The following is a 21,265-nucleotide window of genomic DNA, read 5'->3' as shown; positions in this document are numbered from 1 at the left end:
CGAGGTCTTCCCTCCATCGGTACGGTCGGCCGGCAGCATGCTTTCCCGCGGCACCGGGGGCGTCAACCGCCCCTCGGATGACGCCTGTTGGGCGCGCTCCGCGGTGTCTGCCAGGGGTGGTGCAGGCCGGGGTCAGCGCCAGTCGGCGGGCACCTGCCGGGTGGACACATTGACCCGGTTCCAGAGGTTGACCAGGCCGATGTGGAGGACCAGCGCGGCGAGTTCCTCGTCCTTGAAGTGCCCCACCGCCTGCTCCCAGACCTCGTCGGGCACCGGGTCCTCCTGGCCGCTGATCTCGGTGGTGCTCTCGGCCAGCGCCAGTGCGGCACGCTCAGCGCCGGAAAAGCAGGACGCCGTGCGCCAGCCGGCCACCAGGGGCAGGCGTTCGTCTGCCTCCACGGCCTTTCCGAGATCGGCCGGGAGCGTGTAGAGGCGGCCGTTGATCTGGCTCACCCGCAGCCGGACCAGATCGAGCGTCCGCTGTGGCACACCGGTCCCGCCGATGACCTTGGACAGGTCGAGCAGCGGCTGGAGGGCATCCGGCACGACCAGCGAGGGGTTGTTCATCCGGGGTGGCATCGGGTCATCTCCTGGGAGTCGGGGCCGTCCCCCGCCGCCCGGGTGCCGCCCTGCCGGACACCCGGCGGAGCAGCGGGGGCGAGGGGGACGCGGCGGCGAGTGCCGGGCACCAGGCTGCCGCCGGTTGCGTCCGTCCGGCAAGTGAGCGCCGAACGGGGCGCCGGGCGGGTGCGTGACGGACGCCTCCGCGTGCGGTGGCCGCCGGCCACCCGCCTGCTCGACCGCGGAGTGGACGCGGTTGAACGTGCCGGGCGTCGACAACGGCGGCGGCGGTGCCCACAGTCTGGGGAGCTCCTCCTCCGAGAGAAAGGAACTGCGGACGTGCCGGTCGAGAAGATCGAACAGGTCGACAAGGAACAGGTCGACAAGGCCGCGAGGGTCGTGCTCGTGACGGGCGCCAACAAGGGGATCGGATACGAGACAGCACGGCAACTGGGCGAGCGGGGCGCCGTCGTCCTCGTCGGCGCCCGGGACGAGGTGCGGGGCAAGCAGGCGGCCGACTCGCTGACGGAACTCGGTGTCACGGCGCTGCCGGTGCGCATCGACGTGACGGACGCGACCTCCGTGGCCGAGGCGGCGGCCGGCATCGAAAGGCGTCACGGCCGCCTGGACGTCCTGGTGAACAACGCGGGCATCGCCGGCGGCTTCACCGGCGCCCCCAGCCGGGCGACGGCCGACGACCTGCGCGAGGTGTACGAGACCAACGTCTTCGGCGTGGTCACGGTGACCAACGCCATGCTGCCGCTGCTGCTCCGCTCACCGGCCGGCCGCATCGTCAACATGTCCAGCCACATCGGGTCACTGACCCTGCACGCCGATCCGCACTCCCCGGTCGCGGCGGTCAACATGATCGCCTATCAGTCCTCGAAGACCGCGCTCAACGCCCTCACACTGGCGTACGCGAAGGAGCTGCGCGAGACACCGGTCAAGGTGAACGCGGCCCATCCGGGCGTGGTGGCCACGGACATCAACCACCACCGCGGGCAGCGGACGCCGGCGCAGGGTGCGGCGATCGCCGTCCACCTGGCCCTGCTGGACGCCGGCGGTCCGTCGGGTGCCTCCCTGTCCGAGGACGGCCCGGTCCCGTGGTGAGGACCCGTCGCGGGAAGCCGCGCACGTGACGCCGGTGCGCCCCGCCGGCCGCTCCGACGAGCCTCGTCCTGTCCTCGGCTCGTTCTCGAGAGCCGGCGAGCAGGGTGACGGGCGGCCGGTTCCCCGCCCTCGGCGCGGCGGGAAACGAGTGGCCGCCGGATTCGACGAAGGAGGAGATCCGGACCGATGAGCTTCGTCAAGGTCTGCCCGGAAGAGAAGGTTCCGGCCGATGGCGCGATCGCGGTGGAGGTCGACGGCACCCCGGTCGCGCTGGCCCGCAGCGGCGGTACGGTCTACGCGGTCAGCGATCTCTGCTCGCACGCGGAGGTGTCCCTCGCCGAGGGCGAGGTCTACGACGGGACGATCGAGTGCTGGCTGCACGGGTCCTGCTTCGACCTGCAGACCGGCGCCCCCACCAACCCGCCCGCGACGCGGCCGATCACCACCTACCGGGTGATGGTCGAGGAGGGCTACGTCTACGTCTCGCCGGATGCCGGGAGCCAGGCATGAGGACGGCCATGAGCTCACCCTCACCCGCCCCGCAGGCCGCGCCGCGAGCCGCCCGGCGCCCGGTTGTCGGGATATCCGCACGGACGGCACCGGTCATTCTCCAGGGCACCGGGATGACGGTCAGCCTGGCGCTCCAGTCGCATGTGGACTTCCTCGCCGCCGCGGGCTGCGTCCCCGTGGTGCTGCCGCCTGGGCACCGCGCCGAGGATCTTGTCGGTGCGCTCGACGGTCTGCTGGTTCCGGGCGGCCCGGACGTCGACCCGGCGCTGTACGGCCAGGACGCGCATCCCGCGACCCGCGTCGTCGGCCAGGACCTGGACCGCGCCGAGCTGACGCTGATCGGTGCGGCGCTCGACGCGGGCCTGCCGCTGCTCGCCGTCTGCCGCGGGATGCAGCTCCTGAACGTCCGGTTCGGCGGCACCCTGCACCAGCATCTGCCGGAGATCACCGGCGACGACGCCCACCGCCCGCGCACGGAGGATTTCACCTTCGGCCGGCACGTCCTCAAGCTCCGGGCCGGCAGCCACGTCGCCCGGATCCTCGGCGACGACGCCGCCGAGTCGTTCTGCCACCACCATCAGGCGGTCGACCGGATCGGGACGGGCCTCAGCGCCACCGCATGGGCTCCGGACGGGGTCGTCGAGGCGGTCGAGGCGGTCGGTCACCCCTTCGCGGTGGGGGTGCAGTGGGAAGCCGGCCAGACCGCGGACGACCGCTTCCACCGGGCGCTCGCGGCGGCGGCCGGACGCATGTCCCAGCGCACCGCCGCCGGTGCCCCGGAGGGGTCCACCCGTCCTTGACCGGGGCTACAGAGATCGTCGTCACGCTACGAGAGCGGCGCGTCGGTAGAGCGCCGCTGACAACCACCACGGTCCGCGTCAGCGCCAGGACGCGGCCGGCCGGCCGACGACCGGCGGCCCGGCCCATGCGGCAGCCCCGTGATCGTGAGGCTGCCATCTCCAGGAAGGACCACAATGGCAGCAGTCGAGGTTCCGGTTCTGATCGTGGGCGGCGGTGGGTGCGGCCTGGCCGCCTCCAACTTCCTGTCCGACCACGGTGTGGGTCATCTGCTGGTGGAACGGCACGCGGAGACCTCACACGTGCCGAAAGCGCACTACCTCAACCAGCGCACCATGGAGATCTTCCGCCAGCACGGGCTGGACGGGCCGATGATCGAGCAGGGGGCACCCCTGGAGCTGTTCGGCGGCCTGCGCTGGCTGACCTCGCTCGCCGGCGAGGGGGAGATGGACGCGCGGCTGATCCACGAGATGGACGCCTTCGGCGGCGGCGAGCTGCGCGAGCGGTACGCGGCGGCCGGCCCCGTCCTGCCCGTCAAACTGCCGCAGGTCAGGCTGGAGCCGATCCTGCGCCGCACCGCCGAGGAGCGCAATCCCGGACGCGTCCTGTTCGGCCACGAGATGACCGGCTTCCAGGACAAGGGCGACCACGTCGCCGCCGAGATCCGTGACGTCACGACCGGGGAGACGACCACCGTCACGGCCCAGTACCTCATCGGGGCTGACGGCGGCCGCACGGTAGGCAGCGCGCTCGGCATCGAGATGCAGGGCCTGCACGGCCTCCTCGACGTCACCACCGCCTACTTCGCCGCCGATCTGTCGCCGTGGTGGCGGGAGGGCACGCTCCTCACCCACTTCCTGAACGCCTATGACCCGGACCTGTGCAGCAACCTCATCGAGATGGGGCCGAGTTGGGGCAAGGCCTGTGAGGAGTGGGTCCTGCACTTCCCGCCGATGGAGGGGGGCCGCCTCGACGAGGAGTCGGTCGTCGCCAGGATCCGTGAACTCCTCCGCGTGCCCGACCTGGAGCTGACCCTGCACCACGTGACGAACTGGACCGTGGAGGCGCTGGTCGCCGAGCACTACCGGCAAGGTCGCGTGCTGCTGGCCGGCGACTCCGCCCACCGCCAGCCGCCGACCGTCGGCCTTGGCCTCAATTCCGGTATCCAGGACGCCCACAACCTCGCCTGGAAGCTGGCCGCGGTGATCTCCGGCCGAGCCGGCGACAGCCTGCTCGACACCTACGAGGCCGAACGGCGCCCCGTGTGCCGGCACAACGTCGACTGGGCGGTCTCCGCTGCCTCCCACCACCAGACGGTGCTCGAGACCGTCGGCCTCGGCCCGCACGCCCCCGCGCAGCGCCGGGAACGGATGTTCTCCACGTTCTTCGGGCAGTCCCCGATCGGCGAGGTGGTGCGAGCGCGGACCGCGGAGATCCTCGACACCCACCGGGCCGGGGGCCAGGCCCACGACCTGGAGATCGGCTTCGCCTACGAGCAGGGCGCGGTCGTCCCCGACGGCAGCGCCCCGCCGCCGCGCACGCCCATGCGGGACGTGTACCACCCCACGACCCGGCCGGGGCACCGGCTGCCGCACGCCTGGTTGGAGCACGAGGGACGACGTCTGTCGACACACGACCTGGCCGGCCTCACGAGCGGCTTCGTCCTGTTCACCGGCGCGGAGGGGACGGCGTGGTGCGAGGCGGCCGCGCAGGTCGCGGAGAAGTTCTCGACACCGGTCACCGCGGTCCGGATCGGGACCGGCGCGGAGTACGCCGACGTCGACGGAGGGTGGGCCACCGTCAGAGAGACCGCCGGGGACGGCGCGATCCTGGTACGCCCCGACAACCACGTGGCCTGGCGTGCCACGACCGCGGGGGACAACCCGGCGGCGGCACTGGCCGACGCGCTCTCCCGCGTCCTCGCCGGCACCGGCGGAGACCGGGCCGCCGGCTCCCGTTAGTCCGTACGACGTTTTCCGGGTGCCTGGCACCCACATCGACCAGGCGGTTGAGGCAGCCGAGACGGAGGCAGACGGTGACAGTGGACGGGACGGTCCTGGTACTGGGCGGAACCGGCAAGCAGGGCGGCGCGGTGGCCCGCGAACTGCTGCGCCGCGGGCGGACGGTGCACGCGCTGGTGCGTGCACCGAACTCCCCCGCAGCCAGGGCGCTCGCGGACGTGGGCGCGGTACTGGTGCCCGGCGACTTCGACGACGAGGCGTCGCTGCGCGCTGCGATGACAGGGGTCCACGGCGTGTTCAGCGTCCAGACCTTCCGCACGCGGGGCGGGGCGGACGCCGAGGAACGGCAGGGCAAGGCGGTGGCTGACGCCGCCGCCGGGGCGGGCGTGGCCCATCTGGTCTACAGCTCGGTAGGAGGCGCCGACCGCTCCAGCGGCATCCCGCACTTCGCGAGCAAGTGGCACATCGAGCAGCACATCCAGAAGCTCGGTCTGCCGGCGACCGTGCTGCGGCCGACCATGTTCTACGACGTGCTGCGCGACATCGGCCCGCGACCTGCGGACGGCGGGCTCGTGCTGGGTCTGTGGCTGCGCCCCGAGGTTCCGGTGCAGATCATCGCGACCAGCGACATCGGCGCCTTCGCAGCGGACGCCTTCGACAATCCGGCCGCATGGCTGGGCCGGCAGGTCGAGATCGCCGGCGACGAGCTGACGGGGCCGCAGATGGCGACGGCGTTCGAGCGCGTGTCCGGCATACCGACCCGGTACGAGCAGCAGTCCTTCGAGCCGCTCCGCGCGGCGCGCGGAGATCTCGCCGTCATGTTCGACTGGCTGGACCGTGAGGGCTACCGCGCGGACCTGCCCGCGCTGCGGCGCATCAGGCCGGACCTGGTCAGCTTGGAACTCTGGCTGCGGGCGAACTGGACCGCGCCGGTGGGCTCCGCCGGCTGACCGGAGCGGCAGACCGGCCGGAGGGCCGGCGCGGAAGGCGCGTTCGAGGGGCCATCGCGCCACAATGATCAACTGGCTGTGGCCAGGGGCTTGGCGAGACGCTCGGCCGGGGTTTCCCGGTCGAGCGTCTCGCGTGGGCGGCCGTTGAGCCCGGCGGGCTCTTCACCTGCGCCGCGCCGAACGGCACATGCCGCTCGGCATACGGTGCTCGGTGCTCGGTCCGTGCGGACGGGGTCGTGGACCCCGGTCCGCGTGCCGTGCGAGGGTACGGGGCCGCAGCCGGTCAGGTCGTGGCGAATCCGGCGAGAACCCGGCCGAGGATGTCGGTCTGCACCCGGTGCCAGGAGCCGGGCAGCCCCATGCCCCACCCGTTCGGCAGGGCGCGCGCGGTCGCGCGGGCCGCGTCGCGCAGCCAGTCGCTGGTGCCGTCGCTGTGAACGACCAGCGCCGGGACCCGGAGGCGGGCCAGCCGCTCGGCGGGCACCTCGAAGTCGCCGAGGATGGTGGTGTCGTAGACGAGGGTATGGGCGTTCGCCTCATTCGTCGCCCACAGCGGGCCTCGCCGCCAGTCCGCGACGGCCTCGGGGGTCAGTCCGAGCAGCTCGGAGAGCCAGTACTCGGCGGTCTCCCCGCGCCTGCCGTCCGCCAGCAACTTGCGCAGGACGTCCATGCAGTCGCCCGGGGGCTTCGGATGACCGCCGGTGCGGAAGTACGGTTCGTGCAGTGCCAGCCTGGTGATCGGCAGGCCGGCCATGGCCGCTTCGAGGGCCAGATTCGCGCCGGTGGACCCGGCGAACACGACCGCCTGGCCGCCGGCCTCGTCGATCAGCGCGGCGAGGTCCTCGATCTCCCGCTCGACGGCGTACGCGGGACTGTCGCCGCTTTCTCCCCGCCCCCGGCGGTCGTAGACGTAGGTGGTGCAGTGCGGCGCCAGTTCGGGAACCAGTGAGTCGAAGATCGTGTGGTCGCGGAACGCGCCGTTCATCAGAACGATCGGCGGGCCGTCACCCGCCGTCCGGTAGGCGATCGTCGTGCCGTCCCGCGATACGACCTTCCGCATGACGCTCTCCTCGCGCTGGGTGGATGGTGGCTCGTACAGCCAATGTCCGGCACACCGGTGGACGGCCGGTCGAGCGTGAATCGCACGCGGCACGCCCGGCGGGCGCCGCCGCAGAGGTGACGGCACACGGGGTCGCTCCGCGCCGAATCCACCCGGGCTCGACCAGGACTGCCGGCCCCACTTCTCACACTGGGGCCACACCAATCCATGAGGGAGCCGGCGCAATGGCGGACGACAGAATGTCTCAGACCCGCGAAGTCCCGCATGTGGTCGTTGTCGGGGGCGGCGTCGCGGGACTGGCGGCAGCGTTCTTCCTGCGGAACGAACCGGTACGGGTGACGGTCCTGGAGGGATCGTCCCGGATCGGCGGACAGCTCGCCGTCTCCGAACTGGCGGGCACCGTCATCGACGAGGGCGCGGAGTCGACGTACGCCCGGCGTCCCAAGACCGCCCGGTTGCTCAAGGAGGCCGGGCTGGACGACCGGGTCGTCTCGGCGGGTACGAAGGCGATGGGGATCCGGACAGGGGACGAGATACGTCCGCTCCCGGATCGTCAGTTCATGGGCGTGCCCTGCGACATGGACGAGCTGGCCAAGTCCGGCATCCTGTCCGATGCCGCGGTGGGGCGGGCGCGCGAGGACGCCGTACTGCCCATGTCCGAGCTGAACGGCGACGTCTCGGTCGCGGAGTTCGTCGGGGGACGGCTGGGCCGCGAGGTCGTGGACCGGCTCGTCGACCCGTTCCTGGCCGACGCGTACTTCGGCCGCGCCGACGAGCTGTCGTTGGCGGCCACGCTGTCCCCGCTGGTCGCCGCCTCCCGCAGGCACGCCTCGCTGGCGCAGGCGGCGGGAGCGCTGATCCCGCCGCTGCCCGCCACCGGAGAGCGGCCTCCGACGGGGATCTCCACCCTGGTCGGCGGGCTCGGCAGGATGCCCCAGGTGCTCGCCGACGCCCTGCTGGCCGAATCGCCGGGCTCCGTGGTGCGAACGGAGGCCACGGTGCGCGAGCTCGCGCGCGGTGAGCGCGGCTGGCGGCTGACCGTGGGCTCCACCGCCGGCACGGAGTACGTCGACGCGGACGCCGTCGTCGTCGCCGTGCCGGCCGGGGCGGCCGGCCGGCTGCTCGCCGGGGCGCCCGGGACCGCCGGCGCCGTCGCTGCACTCGCCGAGATCCCGCACGCCGGTTCGGTGATCATCACCCTCGCCTACCCCCGGGACGCGCTCGCCGCGATCCGCGCCCTGGGACACAGCGGCTACCGGGTGCCCGCGGTGGACGGGCGGCCGGTCAAGGTCGTCACCTTCTCCACCGTCAAGTGGCCGCACATGGCGGGCGAGGCGGAGATCGTGCGGTGTCAGGCCGGGGGAAGCGGCGACGGCGACGTGCTGGGGCGCGACGACGCCGACCTCGTCGCGCTCGCGGCGGCCGAGGTCGCCGAGGCCGCCGGGGTGGCAGGCAACCCGATGGCGGCGCGGGTCAGGCGCTGGGCGGACGCGGTGCCCCAGTACACGGTCGGGCATCTGGACCGGGTGGCGCGGATCCGCGCGTCGGTGGCGGGCCAGCCCTCGCTCGCGGTCTGCGGCGCCGTGTACGACGGCGTCGGGATCGGACAGTGCGTGGTCAGCGCGCTCAAGGCCGTCGACCAGGTGCTGGGCTCGCTGCGTGAGGCGGGCCCGGCCACTTCGCGGGCCCAGGGCTGAGGGCATGTTCCCCCACCGCATCCCCGTTCTCCCCGATTTCTCCCTTGGAGGCCCGACGTGGCGCAAGGCACCCCCACCCCTGTCGACTTCTGGTTCGATCCGCAGTGCCCCTGGGCGTGGATCGCGTCGCGCTGGATGCATGAGGTTGCGCTCCAGCGGCCCGTGGAGGTGCGCTGGCGCGTGATGAGCCTCGCCGTCCTCAACGAGGGACGCGACCTGCCGCCGCGCTGGCGGGAGGCGAGCGGCTTCGGCCCGGTGCGGGTGTGCGTCGCCGCCGAGCAGAAGTACGGCCCCGAGGTGCTCGGCCGGCTCTACACCGAATTGGGCACCCGGTTCCACCACGAGAAGGCGCCTAGGGACCGGGCCACCACGGTGGCGGCCCTTCGGGCGGCGGGCCTGGACGGCGATCTGGCCGACGCGATGGACTCCACGGCCTACGACACGGCCCTGCGGGAATCGCACCGGGACGGCATGGACCGGGTCGGCTACGACGTCGGCACCCCGGTGATCTCCGTGGCCGGGAACGCGTTCTTCGGGCCGGTGGTGACGCCAGTGCCGCGCGGCGACGCGGCGGCGAGACTGTGGGACGGCGTTCTGCTGGTCACCGCGACGGACGGGTTCTTCGAGCTGAAGCGCACCCGGGACCGCAAGCCGGCCTTTGACTGACGGGCCCCTCCACGGCATCTGACGCCGTGTACACGCCGTGCCTCGTCCGCCGTTGCGGACGAGGCACGCGTCGTTGTCATAATGCTCGCACATGGCCAAGGGGTCTCCCCTCCGGCAGCAGGACCGCGACACTGGTGACGACAGCGACGGGTCCGCACGCACCGACCCGCCTGCCCGCACCGCGATCCAGCCTCGGACGGACCACACGCCGACAGGAGCAGATGATGAAGTTTCGGAGCCACGTCGAGCCCCCGGAGCCCATGCGGGGCCTGGAGGTTCCGCCCGAGGTCGTGAAGGAGCTCGACGCAGGCGCGCGGCCGGCGGTGACCATCACGATCAACGGGCATTCGTGGAAGAGCCGGCTGGCGATCATGCGTGGCCGCCATCTGATCGGTTTCAGCAAAGCCAACAGAGCCGCCGCGGGCGTCGACACCGGCGAGGAGGTCGAGGTGGAACTCGAACTCGACACCGAGCCCCGCACCGTGGTCGAACCCGAGGACTTCGCCGACGCCCTGAAGGCCGACCCGGTCGCCCGTGCGGCGTACGACAGCCTGACCCAGAGCCGCAAACGCGAGCACATCCGGGCCATCGAGGGCGCGAAGAAGCCCGAGACCCGGTCCCGCCGCATCGCGAAGGCCCTGGCGACCCTGCGGGAGCGGGACCTGTCCTGAGCCCCCGGACCGCCGCCGTGTGTCCGGGAACGGCCCTGAGGCGGCAGCGGGAGCGGTGCTTACGGTCCCGGGCGTCGTGGTGGGTCCCTCTCAGCGCTTCGGTCGCCGCTGCGCCCGCTGTCGTTGCTCCTGCCGCCGTTCCCGCCGCCACTGCCGGAGCAGCGCCCGCTCCAGGGGGGTGAGGGCGGTGTCGGGGCGCAGGCGCTCGGGGTGGGCCGGTGGCGGACCGTCCGGTGTGGGCGGTTGGTCGTCGAACGGTGACCATCCGGGTATCCACACCCCCATCACGTACATGGATCCATAGGTGCCCAGAGACCGGCATGCCTCGCCGAGGAGGCGTTTGAGGAGGGCGACGGCGGCCATGGACGGGTTCCCTTCGCGTCGTGCCTCACCGTTGCGTGGCGTGTGACGCTACTGTCCGTGCCGCGGTTGGAGCCGGGCTGGAAGCCCGCTCAAGCAAGTGCGGCTCCGCCCGGCCTCAAGAGGGGGCTGCCAGTGTTGCCGGGTGGGGCGCGGGCTCCGCTGTCGGTGCGAAGGCGCGTGGCCGTGAGGGGAGAGACCCATGGACGATGCTGAGGGTAAGTGGCAAGGGGCCGACTCCGGGTGGCCGACGCCGCTGCTCAAGCTGGCGGGGGTGGACGACGAGGACGAGCCGGCGGAGCCCAACATCGTCCGCGGGATCGACTGACCGCTCTCGTGGTGCCGTCGGCCGACAGAGGTGCGACGGACCACCCGGCCTGCGACTCGGAACCCCGGCCGTTTCGGGGCAGCACCTGGCGCCTTCCGGCGCGTCGGCCTCTCACCGCCCCGCGCGCCCGCCGGGGGTCCTGGGAGACGAACACCTCTGCCCCGGTCCCCCGCCGGGCGGCGGACCGGGGCAGAGTCCAAAGGCGCAGGTCAGCCCCAGTCGCCGGCCATCTGCTTGGTGGTGACGTTGAGCCGGTTGAAGAAGTTGGTCAGCGCGACCATCAGCACCAGCGCGGCCAGGCCCTTCTCGTCGAAGTGGGCGGCGGCCGCGTCCCAGACCTCGTCCGGCACCGGTTCACTCCGGTCGGACAGCCGGGTCGCGGACTCGGCCAGCGCCAGCGCCGCCCGCTCGGCGTCGGTGAACAAGGTGGTCTCCCGCCAGGCGGCCACGGCGAACAGCCGCTCCTCGGTCTCGCCACTCTTGCGGGCGCCGCGGGAGCCGGAGTCCACGCACGAGCTGCAACCGTTGATCTGGCTTGCGCGCAGGTGGACGAGGTCGAGCGTCGTCTTCGGGACACCGCCGGCGTAGATCGCCTTGTACATGTCCTGGATGGACTGGGTGGCGTTGAGGATCATCGCCGGGTTCTTCAGGCGCGCTTCCATGGTCTTTCCTTTCGTGGGGAACATGACGCCGCCGCTGGGCGGGCGTCACTTCTATGACGTCCGGCGGTCGGCGGATGTGACAGGGGTGGCGGTGCGGACCACCGGTCCCGAGGCGCCGCCGCCGGCCACCGGCGTCGTCCGCTCCACAGCGGGGCGCCGCGCCGCGGGGGTCGGCGCGACGCCCCTTCCCCCCGCGCGGTCGGTCAGGCTCCGACGTCCGCGCGGGCGGTCTCCAGAGGCCGCTCACCCTCGGGCGGCGCCTCGGTTTCGGGGTGGCCCGGGAGCCAGATGCGTGGGCCGATCGACAGGGAAAGAGCGGGCACCAGCAGGCTGCGGACCAGGAAGGTGTCCAGCAGAATACCGACCGCGATGAGCAGGCCCTCCTGGAGCGAGGACACGGTCGGGATCGTGGCCAGGACGCAGAAGGTGGCCGCCAGCACGATCCCCGCGGAGGTGACGACGCCGCCGGTGACGGCAAGACCGGTGAGCACGCCGTCGCGGTGCCCGCGGTGCCGGACCTCCTCGCGCACCCGGGCCATGAGGAAGATCGTGTAGTCCACACCGAGGGCGACCAGGAACAGGAAGCCGATCAGCAGCAGGCTGCGGTCCATGTGCGGGTAGCCGATGGCGTGGAAGATCAGCGAGGCCGCGCCGACGGCGGAGGCGTAGGAGAGCATGACCGACAGCAGCAGCACGACCGCGGCGACCACCGACTGCAGTACCAGGGTCAGCATGACCAGGACGACCAGCAGGACCAGCGGGATGAGCAGCAGTTCCTCGTCCCTGGTCGCGTCGGCGGTGTCCAGGGCGATGGCGCTCTGGCCGCCGACGACCGCGTCCGATGTCTCGCCCGGTCCCTTGTCGAGGGCGGTGCGTACGCGGTGGACGGTGTCCCTGGCGGCCTCGGTGTCCGGGGCGGCCTGGAACACGGCGGTGATGTGGGTCCAGCCGCCGGCGGACCGCTCGACCGCTGCCGACTGCACGCCGGGCACCGACCGGACGATCCGCAGCGCGCCGTCGCTGCCCGCTGTGGGCACGTAGACATCGGCGGGCTCCGAGGCGCCCGCGGGGAAGTGCTGGGCAAGGATCTTCTGGCCCTCGACGGAGCCGACGGACTTGGTGAACTGCTGGGCCTGGGTCTGGCCGGTCTCCACCGTGGTCACACCGGCCGCCAGGGCGGCCAGCACGACGATGCAGCAGGCCCAGACCACCCGCGGCCGGCGTGCGACGGCGCCGGCCACCTTCGCCCACACGCCGTGCTCCTGCTCCGCGCCGGCCCGGTATCCGGGGGTGTGGCGCGGGACGAACGGCCAGAACGTCCACCGGCCGAGGATGACCAGAAGTGCCGGCAGCAGCGACGTCATGGCCAGGAACACCACCGCGACACCGATGGCCACTACCGGGCCGAGCCCCTGAGTGGAGGTCATGCGGCCGAAGACCAGGCAGAGCGAGGCGAGGATGACGGTGGCGGCGGAGGCCGACAGCGCCGGGACGGAGCGGCCCACGGCGATCCGCATCGCCTCGTGCCGGTCCTCGTGCCGGTGCAGTTCCTCGCGGTAACGGGCGATCAGCAGCAGCGCGTAGTCGGTTCCGACGCCCACGCACAGGATCATCAGGATGTACGTGCTCAGGCCGTTGACAAGAAGACCGGCGTGCGCGGCCAGGACGTACACCACGCCGCTGGCCACCTGGCTGGCCAGGAAGACCGTCAGCAGCGGCACCAGCCACAGCACGGGGCTGCGGTAGGTGAGCAGCAGCAGGACTGCGACCACGGCGAGGGCCGCACCCAGCAGGGCTCCGTCCATCCCGCTGTAGACATCGGCGAAGTCGCGGATGCTGCCTGCCTCGCCGGAGACCTTGGTCTCCAGCCCGGCCGGCGCACCGTTCTCCACGATCTTCTCGGACCGGTCCACGGCATGGGTGAGCACGTTGTTGTCGCTGGGGCTGGTTCGCAGCGGAAGGCTGAGGAAGGCGGCCTTGCCGTCGGTGGAGACCTCCGGCGCGGACGCCGGGCCGACAGCGACGGGCTGGAGGGCACTGCGGTCAGCTGAGATCTTCGCCCGGTCGGCGGTGGTGAGGCCGCCGCTGCGGGTGTAGACGATCACGGCGCCACTGGTGTGCCGGTCCGCGAAGTGCTTCTCGGCGAGCTTGACCGCCTGAGTCGACTGAGCGCTGGAGGGCAGCCAGGTTTCCTGGTCGTTGTTCTGGACGTGGCCGATCTTGGAACCGAGCGATCCACCGGCCGCGATCAGCACCAGCCACATCACCAGGACCACCCACTTCGAGCGGCGCCCGCTGACCAGCCGGGCGTAGCCGGCGGTGAATCCTGCTTCGCCCCCCGTTCCGCCACTCGGAGTGACCGGACGTTCCTTCATTGTAGTCATTCCTGCTCACAAGGGGTCGGGGAGCCCGTTCTCCACGGCTCCGGTCGGCATTCTGGGAGCGAACGCGTCGGAGGACGGCAGCGCGAGAGTCCCCCGCCGTGCACCGTCCGCAGCACCGCCGTCGAAGGACCGGCGGTGCTGCTCGTCACTGCTATGACGGCTGACGGTGCGGACATGTGACAGGCAACGGTCAGGCGCCACGACGGGCGAAGGCACAACCGACCGGAACGGGCACGAAGCAGCGGTGGCCACAGGCGGACCAGGAGGGTCGGCTGCCTGCGTGGACGCCGTCCCGGACACCAGCCCGCGGGTCAGCGTGTCCCATCGGCGGCCATGCATCTCATTTGGTCTGCTGGGTAGCCTGTGGCAGTGGGGATTGTGGAACGACTGGTGCCGGACGAGCTGTGGGAACTGTTCGAGCGGGTGGTTCCGGCCGCCCCGAAGCGGCCGCAGGGCGGGGGCCGACGGCGTTACGGGGACCGGGAGGTGCTGGCGGCGATCATCTTCGTGGCCACCTCGGGCTGCACATGGAAGCAGTTGCCGCCGTCGTTCGGGCCTTCGGGGCCCACTGCTCACCGCCGCTTCAGCGAGTGGTCACAGGCCCGCGTATGGGCGAGGCTGCACCGCCTGATCGCCGACGAACCCGGCTTGCGCGGCGAGCCGGGCTGGACGCGGTGGGCGATCGAGTCGGTGAACCTGCGGGCGATGAAAAGCGCGCAGTGACGAGCCCGTCCCGTCGCGGACCGCTTCGTCGCAGGCCCGACAGGGCTGACCGGCCCCGCAGCCGCGTGGATGACATGCCCAAATGAGATGACCTCCCATAGGCGCGGCGGCTTCGACAGCCGCAGTCGACAACCCGTCCCTTCCGCCCCATCCTTCTTAACTTCACCACCCGACTCAAGAGCTACTTGAACTGCCCGTGACAGGCGGTCGCCGACAGCTGACGTCGCGTCAGAGACGCACTTGCCGCCCTGGCAGTCGGTCGAGAGAATCCCGCAGGTCGCCCCGTCGCGGTTCGACAACGGCTCATGCGCCGTTGGAGAACCGTCTGAGGAGCGGCGGACAACCTGTGGAGTCCAGCCACGCCAGTGGTTAAGTACTCGACGGCTCGTTTCGCAGCGAGAGGCTGTGAGGTTTGCACGTGCGACATGCGCTACGGATCGGATTCGGTGCCGGCTTGTCCTGGTGCAGCCGGCGGACTCGAGGAGGAATCTATGAGGGTGAAGGTCCTCGGCCCGTTGCAGGTCGATGTCAATGGGATGACTGTCGTACCCACCGCGAGCAAGCCCCGCCAGATCCTGGCGCTGCTGGCGCTCCACCCGGGGCGGGTCATCCCGATTACGACGCTCATGGAAGAGCTCTGGGGGGGAGATCTGCCGGCCAGCGCGCTGACAACACTCCAGACGTACATCCTCCAGCTGCGCCGACGGCTCGACCGGGCGATGGGCCCGGACGATCCGGGCAACGCCAAGGACGTCCTGGTCACCCGCTACGGCGGCTACCTGCTCCAGGTCCGGCCGGAAAACGTTGACGTCCATGAGTACGAGCGCCTCGTGGCCACCGGCCAGCGCGCCTTCGATGTCGGGGACGACGTCACCGCCGCCGATCTGCTGCGGCGCGCACTCGCCCTGTGGGACGGCAGCGCACTGGTCGACGTCCGGATCGGCCCCGTCCTGGAGATCGAGGCCGCCCGGCTGGAGGAGAGCAGGCTGGTGGCCGTGGAGCGGCGCATCGACGCCGAGCTCCGTCTGGGCCGCCACCGGGAGTTCATCGCCGAGCTCACCGATCTGATCGCGCGTCACCCCCAGCACGAGGGTGTGCACGCCCAGGCGATGGTCGCGCTGTACCGCTCGGGTCGGCAGGCGACCGCTCTCGATGTCTACCAGCGCCTGCGGGCGCGCCTCGTGGAGGACCTGGGCGTCGAACCCTCACCGCAGTTGCAGCGGCTCCACCACGCGATCCTCACCGTGGACCCCCAGCTCGACGTGGCCGCCGGACCCCGGCCCTCCTCCACCTTCGGCTGGTACGCGAACTGACCCGCGTCGCAGGACGTCCCCGGGCCTGACGGCCGGGCCTCAGCACGCCGCCCGGGGCCTACCGCCGGCAACAGCGAATCCCTTCACTCGGTGGTCCCGCGCACGGCCGCGGGCACCCGGTGACCGAACGCCGGACCCGGAACGCGCACAAGGGTCCGGCGTTCGTGTCGACTGAGGAATTTCCTCAGTCGACACGAACGCCGGACCCTTTCCGCTGCTGTGGAGAACGGACCTGGCGGGACGGCTCAGCGCGAGGTCGGAGAGACGTCGTCGCAGGCGAGTTCCATCCGCATGGCGATACAGTTCCACTGCGCCGCACATGTCCGCGCCAGGGTGGCGATCTTCCGCGCCTGATGGGCGGGAGCTTGCAACACCAGCCCCATGTCTGTCCTGCGCACGATGTGCGTCTCAAGCCATCGGATCATTTCCCGGCCGTCATTGCTGTACTTCAACGCCGGATCGCGCTTCAGTGACGCCAATTGCATGTCCGGATCGGTGCATGAGCCCAGGGCGTCGACGGCGGGAAGAATTCCGTGCCCGGACGCCTGGACGTCTTCCGCGAAACCGTCGTCGCCGACGAACTGCGGTGCGAAACGCGCCCGGGCCACAGGAAGTAACGCCACCCCGAGATTTGCCCGCGCAGGGGAGTCCGTCCGACCGGGCAACTGGTCGGACGGTGCGCCTTCCACCTGGTCAGAAGGAAGTCCGGCGCCCGGACGGCGGCTCTTGTCGGAGTGCAGTGGCCGCGACCGGCCGTCCCGCCCGACCCGCACCGGTGCCTGGGCGATGCGCCCGGCGGCTCTCCGGCGCAGGGCTCCGACGGTCTTGCCGGACAACCCCGTTCTGGCGCCGATGGCCCGGTCCGACCACTCCGGAAATCCTTCGAGGATCTTCATGGCCGACTTCTTGCGGTCCGACAGGGTCAGCGGTAACCCGTGCCGCATGTTCAACTCCACAGCCAGCAGAAACGCTTCCCGTTCCGATCCGTCGAAGTAACGGACCTCCACTTCCCGCTGATCGTTCAGTCGCGCCACGTGCAGCCGGTGCATGCCGTCGACGACCTTCATGGTCGGACGATGCACGATGATGGGAGGAAGCTTTCCGTCGGTCGCCACCAGGGAGCGCACGTGGCCTCGATCGATGCCTTCCAGCCGCGGCGAGTCCGCGTCGCGGAGCATTGCGATGGGAATTCGGAAGATCGATTCGGACAGCCCCTCGTGCCGATCAAGGCCGGCAGGTCGAGAGGTCCGATCTTCAGGGGGTTCGGACTCGGCGGAGGCATCCCCCGACGCACTGATCACCACACTGTGTCCTTTCCCGACGTAACCTGAACATCACTCACAGCAAATACCCAAGGGCTTGAGTCCTGAACCGGGCAGTATGCGGTTCTCTTCGGTCACTGCCGTGTCGCACCGGGGCCCGCTGAGCCCGCGCCGATCGGGCCCATCCCTCATCCGGTGGCGGCCCGAGCCGGGAACCCGCCGAGAATGGCCTTGGCCCCGCGCTTTCACGAAGTGGCACGTGCAGCAGGTGATCGGGACCTCGGAAGGCACCTGTGACCAGCGCGAATGAGGATTGTTGAGGCCCTTGTTCGCGCTCCTGTCCGCAAGGCGCTTTCCCAGCGAAGAGGCGTAGGGGGTGGCATCCGCATATGCCCCCGGAGAGCGGCGGTCGCGGGGCGCTCTGGCAAACCGCGCGGTGCACGATCCTGTCAGGACCGTGCCGGAGCCGGTCGATCAGCCGAACGGGGTTCGTGACGGCGCCTTCCGCGACCCCGCGGGCAATACGGTGCGCTGCGCGCGGCACCGGAGCCGCTGATCCCGCCCCGCTGTCGTCGGTGCGCGGGACGGGAGCGGCTCAGAACGGTTCACGCAGCAGACAACGTGGCCAGCCGGCGATTGTCCTGCGGTGAGGAACGGCGGGCCAGGCGCTCTTCCAGGCGCAGCCGCGCGGCGGTGTGCTGTCCCGCCGACACCAGCGCGTACAGCATCGTCTCCTCCACCACCTCACGCTGTGCGGCGCTGCCGCCGACGCTGCGCAGCGTCGGCAGGATGCGCTCCAGGCGCCGGGCTGCCTCCGCCCAGCGCTCCTCGACGACGCACACCAGCGCCTCGCACAAGGGTGCGACGACTTCCCGCTGTGCGGTGTCGGCGCCCAGCGCATGGACGTGCAGCCTGCTCAAACCCGCCAGGTCGTCGGCGGCTGCCAGCGCGATGGCGGCGTGCAGCGCGGTGAAGGCGGTGGCCGGGCGCTCCAGGATCTCGGCGCTGACGGCGCCGAGCACGTCGTCTATCGGCACCTGGCCCGCCCAGCTGTCGGTCACCCGCGCACGCCACAACAGGGAACCGGAGTCCACCAGCGCCCGGACACCGCGCACCTTGGCCGGGGCGAGCTGCACCGCCCAGCGGCGGCGGACGGCGCCGGTGTCCTCCAGCGCGAGTTCGTGCAGGGCCGCGTGCCAGGAGAAGTGGGCGCGGTGCGTGCTGCCGCGACCGCGGGAGCCCAGCCAGTCGTCCAGCCGTATCCGGCCCGCCTCATGGTCGCCGCACTCGTAGTGGACGTGGGCCAGAGCGTGCATGGCGTGGCCCGACGCGGGCTCGTCGGTGAGCGCCTGCTCGGCCAAGGCGCCGGCCTCGTCGTAACGACCCTGCTCCTGGCGCATGAAGGCGAACAGCGAGGTGTGGAACCAGTGCCCGGCGTGTGCCGCAGCCGTCTGCTCGACCATGTGCAGAGCGGTGGTCTCTTCGAGGTCGTGCATGCCGGAGAAGGCGATGGTCGGGACGGCGACGGCAAGCGCGAGTGCGTCGCCGGGGTAGGTGCCGAGGTGCCGCACCAGGGCGGCGTCGCCTTCGGCGGCGGTACCCCGCACCCGGCGGGAGACGACGTCCACGAAGGACCGCTCGTGGTCGTCGGCGCGATCACGGGCCGAGCGCTCGGCGGCGGCCAGCGCGCGAGGGACATCCACCTCGGCGCCGGTCTCGTGGCCCATCAGGGCGAGCGCGGCGTGGCCGAGCGCGAAACCTGGGTCGAGCGTGGTGGCGCGGACGAACGCGTCCTCCGCGCCGGAGCAGACCTTCAGCAGCCGGGAGATTCCGGAGCGGTAGGCCGCCGCGGACTCGGCGCCGGTGGACAGCGTGAACCCCATGCCGTCGGTCGGCCGCCGGACGCGACGCGCGGGACGCGCGCCCGCGTGCGGAGAGGTCAGAGCGGAGAACACCGCTTCGGCCACGGCTGCGGCCTGCGAGCGGAGCTCCGGGATCGCGGTGGTCTCCCACAACTCACCCCGGCGCGGCGCCCCGAGCGTCCACACCGGCCGGTCCGCGCGGCCGTGCGCATCACACAGTCTCCCGTTGTCGGTGGCGACGCCCATCCGCATCGGATCAGGCACGGCCGTGCCGTCGGCGAACATGCCCTGCCACAGGACGTCGGAGAGGCGACCCGGCCCCGTGCAGTCCACCACCCACCCCACCGTCAGCTCCCGCTGCGAACGGCCGTCGGCAAGGGTGACGGCCAGTCCGCCGGGGCGGCTCTCGGCAGCGGCCACCGAGCCCTGGTAGGTACGCAGCCGACGGGCCCGAGCCATCCGTGCCACGCACTCCGCGGTGGCCGGCGGCATCCGATGTCTGTGAACGTTCCACAGTGAGCTGTCGTGCGCCACGAACTCGGCCCGCTCCTCCACCGTGAGCGACGACCACAGGCCGGCCGTGACCGGGCGCAGCCCGTCGACGGCCGGCCGCCAGTCGCCGTGCGCGCGGACGGTACGGCCGATGTACGCGTACACGGCCGCACGCACCTCGGCCAACGGCATGCCTTTCAGGCTGTCGCCGCACAGAGCCGGGCTCAGCGGCGCGGGCGGCAGCGGCGCCACCGCGTGTGCCTGCGGCAGCAGGCCGTTGCGGGACACCGTGTGCACGGTACGCCCGGGGCGGTCGAGCGACATGGCCAGATCCATGGCGGTTAGGCCGGTACCGACCAGCAGAACGTCGTCGGCGCGTTCCTCGGCCAGTGCGGCGTTCAGGGCCTCCGGTGCCCAGGGGTCGGCGATGAACCGCTCGTCCGTGGCGAGGGCTTCGGGCACCCAGGCGGCCTCGGGCGCGGCCGGACCGGTGGCCAGCACCACGCAGTCGGCATCCAGGGTGGCGCCGTCGGAAAGTTCGAGCCGGGCGCAGGCGCCCGTCACATCGCATCTCTCAACCCGCGAGCGCAGGCGGCGTACGATGACGCTGCCGCGCGCCGCGATGACGGCCCGTCCGAAGGTATCGGCCAGGTAGGCCCCGTAGCGGTAGCGCGTCGCGAAGTCGTCCGCACTGACGTCGGGCTCGCCGTGGCGGCACAGCCAGCGGACGAAGTGCCCAGGATCGTCGGGGTAACAACTCATCTTCCCGGCCGGCACGTTGAGTCGGTGGCGCGGGTCGCGGGTCGCGTACGCGGCGCCGCGGCCGGCCTCGGGAGCCGGGTCGATGAGCACGAGTTCGAAGCGGGACCGGCGGCGCGTGGCCGCCTCGCATAACTGGATCGCGACCATGGTGCCTGCCGCGCCGGCTCCCACGACTGCCACGGTCCGGGAGAGTTGTCCTGACGTCATACGCTGCCTCCTGCTGCGGTGCGAGGACGACGGGGGCGGGCCGATGACCCGCGATTTCACTATTTCAGTGAACTACCTGCACTGGGCAAGCCCGTTGAGGTAAATCCCGTCGTACTCCACCGGGACTCAAGTCAAGTCCGAGGCGTCGGCCGCGCTCACGCTGCCCGGCGCCGCCACGGCGCTGGTATGAGAGAGTTGTCCTGTGCGGATCACAGCCAAGACGGACTACGCGGTGCGGGCGATGGCCGAACTCGCCGCCTCCGATGTCCCGCTCACCGCGGACAAGTTGGCCGCCCGCCAGGACATCCCGGTCCGCTTTCTCTTCGGTATTCTGCGCGAACTGCGCGTGAACCGGCTCGTCCACAGCATTCGCGGCCCGGAGGGTGGTTACGCTCTGACCGCGCCCGCCGCTGAGATCTCCCTCGCCGATGTCATCCGGGCGGTCGACGGCCCCCTCGCCAACGTCCGTGACCTCAGCCTCACCGGTCTGAGCTACCCCGGTCCCGCGGCGCCTCTCCCCGACGTCTGGCGTGCGGTCCGCACCAGCCTGCGCGAGGTCCTCGAAGTCACCAAGCTCTCCGACCTGGCCTCCGGCGACCTTCCCGAAGTCGTCCGGGAGCGCGCCAGCGTCTATCTCGCCGAAACCCACGACCAGCGCTCTTAGTGTCGCGTGAACGCGTTCATGGACGGCGTGCGGGTGGGGGCCCCAGCCGGTGATCCGGGGGACACGGCCGGGCGGCGGGACAGCAGCTGGGCGACAAGCGCGGGCACGCAGCACCCGCCGGCCTGTTCGGCGGCCAGGAAGGCGGGGGCGCGACCGTAGGACTTCATGCCGACCAGGTACACCCGCCCACGCGGAACGCCCGGCTGGAGGTCCGGCCCCAGCCGGGCGTCCGGCGAAGCTGCCGATTGCAGCCGCTCGGCCG

General features: G+C 71.6%; 18 protein-coding genes and 1 pseudogene. 12 read left to right on the top strand and 7 right to left on the bottom strand.

Annotation, left to right across the window (positions count from 1 at the left end; genetic code table 11):
* Nucleotides 1–132: 132 nt before the first annotated feature.
* Nucleotides 133–579 (bottom strand): carboxymuconolactone decarboxylase family protein, encoded by a 447-nt coding sequence (locus OG552_RS24860; protein ID WP_329136498.1) that lies wholly within the window; start codon nucleotides 577–579, stop codon nucleotides 133–135.
* 321 nt (nucleotides 580–900) lie between these two features.
* Between OG552_RS24860 and OG552_RS24855 the strand changes: the two genes are divergently transcribed.
* The 5 genes from OG552_RS24855 to OG552_RS24835 all read left to right on the top strand — a co-directional run bounded on the left by OG552_RS24855 (nucleotide 901) and on the right by OG552_RS24835 (nucleotide 5,890).
* Entirely contained in the window at nucleotides 901–1,671 is a 771-nt protein-coding gene (locus OG552_RS24855; RefSeq protein WP_329136496.1) for an SDR family oxidoreductase, read from the top strand.
* A gap of 186 nt (nucleotides 1,672–1,857) precedes the next feature.
* Entirely contained in the window at nucleotides 1,858–2,181 is a 324-nt protein-coding gene (locus OG552_RS24850) for a non-heme iron oxygenase ferredoxin subunit (protein ID WP_329136494.1), read from the top strand.
* A gap of 8 nt (nucleotides 2,182–2,189) precedes the next feature.
* A complete protein-coding gene (locus OG552_RS24845; RefSeq protein WP_329136492.1) occupies nucleotides 2,190–2,981 on the top strand; it encodes a gamma-glutamyl-gamma-aminobutyrate hydrolase family protein in 792 nt (263 codons plus the stop codon).
* Between the two features lie 174 nt (nucleotides 2,982–3,155).
* Nucleotides 3,156–4,940: an FAD-dependent monooxygenase gene (locus OG552_RS24840; protein WP_329136490.1), complete on the top strand. Its 1,785-nt coding sequence runs from the start codon at nucleotides 3,156–3,158 to the stop codon at nucleotides 4,938–4,940.
* A 74-nt stretch (nucleotides 4,941–5,014) separates the two neighbouring features.
* Nucleotides 5,015–5,890: an NmrA/HSCARG family protein gene (locus OG552_RS24835; RefSeq protein WP_329136488.1), complete on the top strand. Its 876-nt coding sequence runs from the start codon at nucleotides 5,015–5,017 to the stop codon at nucleotides 5,888–5,890.
* 283 nt (nucleotides 5,891–6,173) lie between these two features.
* On the opposite strand, the gene OG552_RS24830 is transcribed toward OG552_RS24835, so the two are convergent.
* Nucleotides 6,174–6,950, bottom strand: coding sequence for an alpha/beta fold hydrolase (locus tag OG552_RS24830; RefSeq protein ID WP_329136486.1), 777 nt, complete (start codon nucleotides 6,948–6,950; stop codon nucleotides 6,174–6,176).
* 224 nt (nucleotides 6,951–7,174) lie between these two features.
* Here OG552_RS24830 and hemG point away from each other — a divergent pair, with 224 nt between their 5' ends.
* The 3 genes from hemG (at nucleotide 7,175) to OG552_RS24815 (ending at nucleotide 9,984) form a co-directional block, all read left to right on the top strand.
* Nucleotides 7,175–8,647 (top strand): protoporphyrinogen oxidase, encoded by a 1,473-nt coding sequence (gene hemG / locus OG552_RS24825; RefSeq protein WP_329136484.1) that lies wholly within the window; start codon nucleotides 7,175–7,177, stop codon nucleotides 8,645–8,647.
* 57 nt (nucleotides 8,648–8,704) lie between these two features.
* Nucleotides 8,705–9,313 carry a mycothiol-dependent nitroreductase Rv2466c family protein gene (locus OG552_RS24820; RefSeq protein ID WP_329136482.1) on the top strand — a complete coding sequence of 203 codons (609 nt, stop codon included), beginning with the start codon at nucleotides 8,705–8,707 and terminating at the stop codon, nucleotides 9,311–9,313.
* Between the two features lie 224 nt (nucleotides 9,314–9,537).
* Entirely contained in the window at nucleotides 9,538–9,984 is a 447-nt protein-coding gene (locus OG552_RS24815) for a YdeI/OmpD-associated family protein (RefSeq protein ID WP_329136480.1), read from the top strand.
* A gap of 90 nt (nucleotides 9,985–10,074) precedes the next feature.
* On the opposite strand, the gene OG552_RS24810 is transcribed toward OG552_RS24815, so the two are convergent.
* Nucleotides 10,075–10,347 carry a DUF6059 family protein gene (locus tag OG552_RS24810; RefSeq protein ID WP_329136478.1) on the bottom strand — a complete coding sequence of 91 codons (273 nt, stop codon included), beginning with the start codon at nucleotides 10,345–10,347 and terminating at the stop codon, nucleotides 10,075–10,077.
* 199 nt (nucleotides 10,348–10,546) lie between these two features.
* On the opposite strand from OG552_RS24810, the gene OG552_RS24805 reads away from it, so the two are divergent.
* The gene (locus OG552_RS24805; protein ID WP_329136476.1) at nucleotides 10,547–10,672 is read left to right on the top strand and encodes a hypothetical protein; all 126 of its coding nucleotides are present in this window, start codon (nucleotides 10,547–10,549) and stop codon (nucleotides 10,670–10,672) included.
* A 209-nt stretch (nucleotides 10,673–10,881) separates the two neighbouring features.
* Here OG552_RS24805 and OG552_RS24800 read toward each other — a convergent pair whose 3' ends face one another.
* Together OG552_RS24800 and OG552_RS24795 are read right to left on the bottom strand one after the other, a co-directional pair.
* Entirely contained in the window at nucleotides 10,882–11,334 is a 453-nt protein-coding gene (locus OG552_RS24800; protein WP_329136474.1) for a carboxymuconolactone decarboxylase family protein, read from the bottom strand.
* 203 nt (nucleotides 11,335–11,537) lie between these two features.
* Nucleotides 11,538–13,709 (bottom strand): MMPL family transporter, encoded by a 2,172-nt coding sequence (locus OG552_RS24795; RefSeq protein WP_329136472.1) that lies wholly within the window; start codon nucleotides 13,707–13,709, stop codon nucleotides 11,538–11,540.
* Nucleotides 13,710–14,081: 372 nt separating this feature from the next.
* Between OG552_RS24795 and OG552_RS24790 the strand changes: the two are divergent.
* Both OG552_RS24790 and OG552_RS24785 read left to right on the top strand, forming a co-directional pair.
* A pseudogene (locus OG552_RS24790) lies at nucleotides 14,082–14,429 on the top strand (transposase); the annotation flags it as partial.
* 503 nt (nucleotides 14,430–14,932) lie between these two features.
* Nucleotides 14,933–15,754, top strand: a complete 822-nt coding sequence (locus tag OG552_RS24785) for an AfsR/SARP family transcriptional regulator (RefSeq protein ID WP_329136470.1) — start codon at nucleotides 14,933–14,935, stop codon at nucleotides 15,752–15,754.
* A 245-nt stretch (nucleotides 15,755–15,999) separates the two neighbouring features.
* On the opposite strand, the gene OG552_RS24780 is transcribed toward OG552_RS24785, so the two are convergent.
* A complete protein-coding gene (locus OG552_RS24780) occupies nucleotides 16,000–17,058 on the bottom strand; it encodes a ParB/RepB/Spo0J family partition protein (protein WP_329136468.1) in 1,059 nt (352 codons plus the stop codon).
* A gap of 563 nt (nucleotides 17,059–17,621) precedes the next feature.
* Entirely contained in the window at nucleotides 17,622–20,339 is a 2,718-nt protein-coding gene (locus OG552_RS24770; RefSeq protein ID WP_329136466.1) for an FAD/NAD(P)-binding protein, read from the bottom strand.
* A gap of 202 nt (nucleotides 20,340–20,541) precedes the next feature.
* Between OG552_RS24770 and OG552_RS24765 the strand changes: the two genes are divergently transcribed.
* Nucleotides 20,542–21,003 carry an RrF2 family transcriptional regulator gene (locus OG552_RS24765; RefSeq protein ID WP_329136464.1) on the top strand — a complete coding sequence of 154 codons (462 nt, stop codon included), beginning with the start codon at nucleotides 20,542–20,544 and terminating at the stop codon, nucleotides 21,001–21,003.
* Nucleotides 21,004–21,265 lie beyond the last annotated feature (262 nt).

The organism is Streptomyces sp. NBC_01476 (genome assembly GCF_036227265.1).
Taxonomy (GTDB): Bacteria; Actinomycetota; Actinomycetes; order Streptomycetales; family Streptomycetaceae; genus Actinacidiphila.
Note: the sequence above shows the minus strand (reverse complement) of the source record. Positions and strands in the feature narration are given on the sequence as shown.

Bases quoted from the DNA above. Each gene is read 5' to 3' on its own strand.
- OG552_RS24860 (WP_329136498.1), bottom strand. From the start codon at position 579: ATGCCACCCCGGATGAACAACCCCTCGCTGGTCGTGCCGGATGCCCTC.
- OG552_RS24850 (WP_329136494.1), top strand. From the start codon at position 1,858: ATGAGCTTCGTCAAGGTCTGCCCGGAAGAGAAGGTTCCGGCCGATGGC.
- OG552_RS24845 (WP_329136492.1), top strand. From the start codon at position 2,190: ATGAGCTCACCCTCACCCGCCCCGCAGGCCGCGCCGCGAGCCGCCCGG.
- OG552_RS24840 (WP_329136490.1), top strand. From the start codon at position 3,156: ATGGCAGCAGTCGAGGTTCCGGTTCTGATCGTGGGCGGCGGTGGGTGC.
- OG552_RS24830 (WP_329136486.1), bottom strand. From the start codon at position 6,950: ATGCGGAAGGTCGTATCGCGGGACGGCACGACGATCGCCTACCGGACG.
- hemG (WP_329136484.1), top strand. From the start codon at position 7,175: ATGGCGGACGACAGAATGTCTCAGACCCGCGAAGTCCCGCATGTGGTC.
- OG552_RS24815 (WP_329136480.1), top strand. From the start codon at position 9,538: ATGAAGTTTCGGAGCCACGTCGAGCCCCCGGAGCCCATGCGGGGCCTG.
- OG552_RS24810 (WP_329136478.1), bottom strand. From the start codon at position 10,347: ATGGCCGCCGTCGCCCTCCTCAAACGCCTCCTCGGCGAGGCATGCCGG.
- OG552_RS24805 (WP_329136476.1), top strand. From the start codon at position 10,547: ATGGACGATGCTGAGGGTAAGTGGCAAGGGGCCGACTCCGGGTGGCCG.
- OG552_RS24800 (WP_329136474.1), bottom strand. From the start codon at position 11,334: ATGGAAGCGCGCCTGAAGAACCCGGCGATGATCCTCAACGCCACCCAG.
- OG552_RS24795 (WP_329136472.1), bottom strand. From the start codon at position 13,709: ATGAAGGAACGTCCGGTCACTCCGAGTGGCGGAACGGGGGGCGAAGCA.
- OG552_RS24785 (WP_329136470.1), top strand. From the start codon at position 14,933: ATGAGGGTGAAGGTCCTCGGCCCGTTGCAGGTCGATGTCAATGGGATG.
- OG552_RS24770 (WP_329136466.1), bottom strand. From the start codon at position 20,339: ATGACGTCAGGACAACTCTCCCGGACCGTGGCAGTCGTGGGAGCCGGC.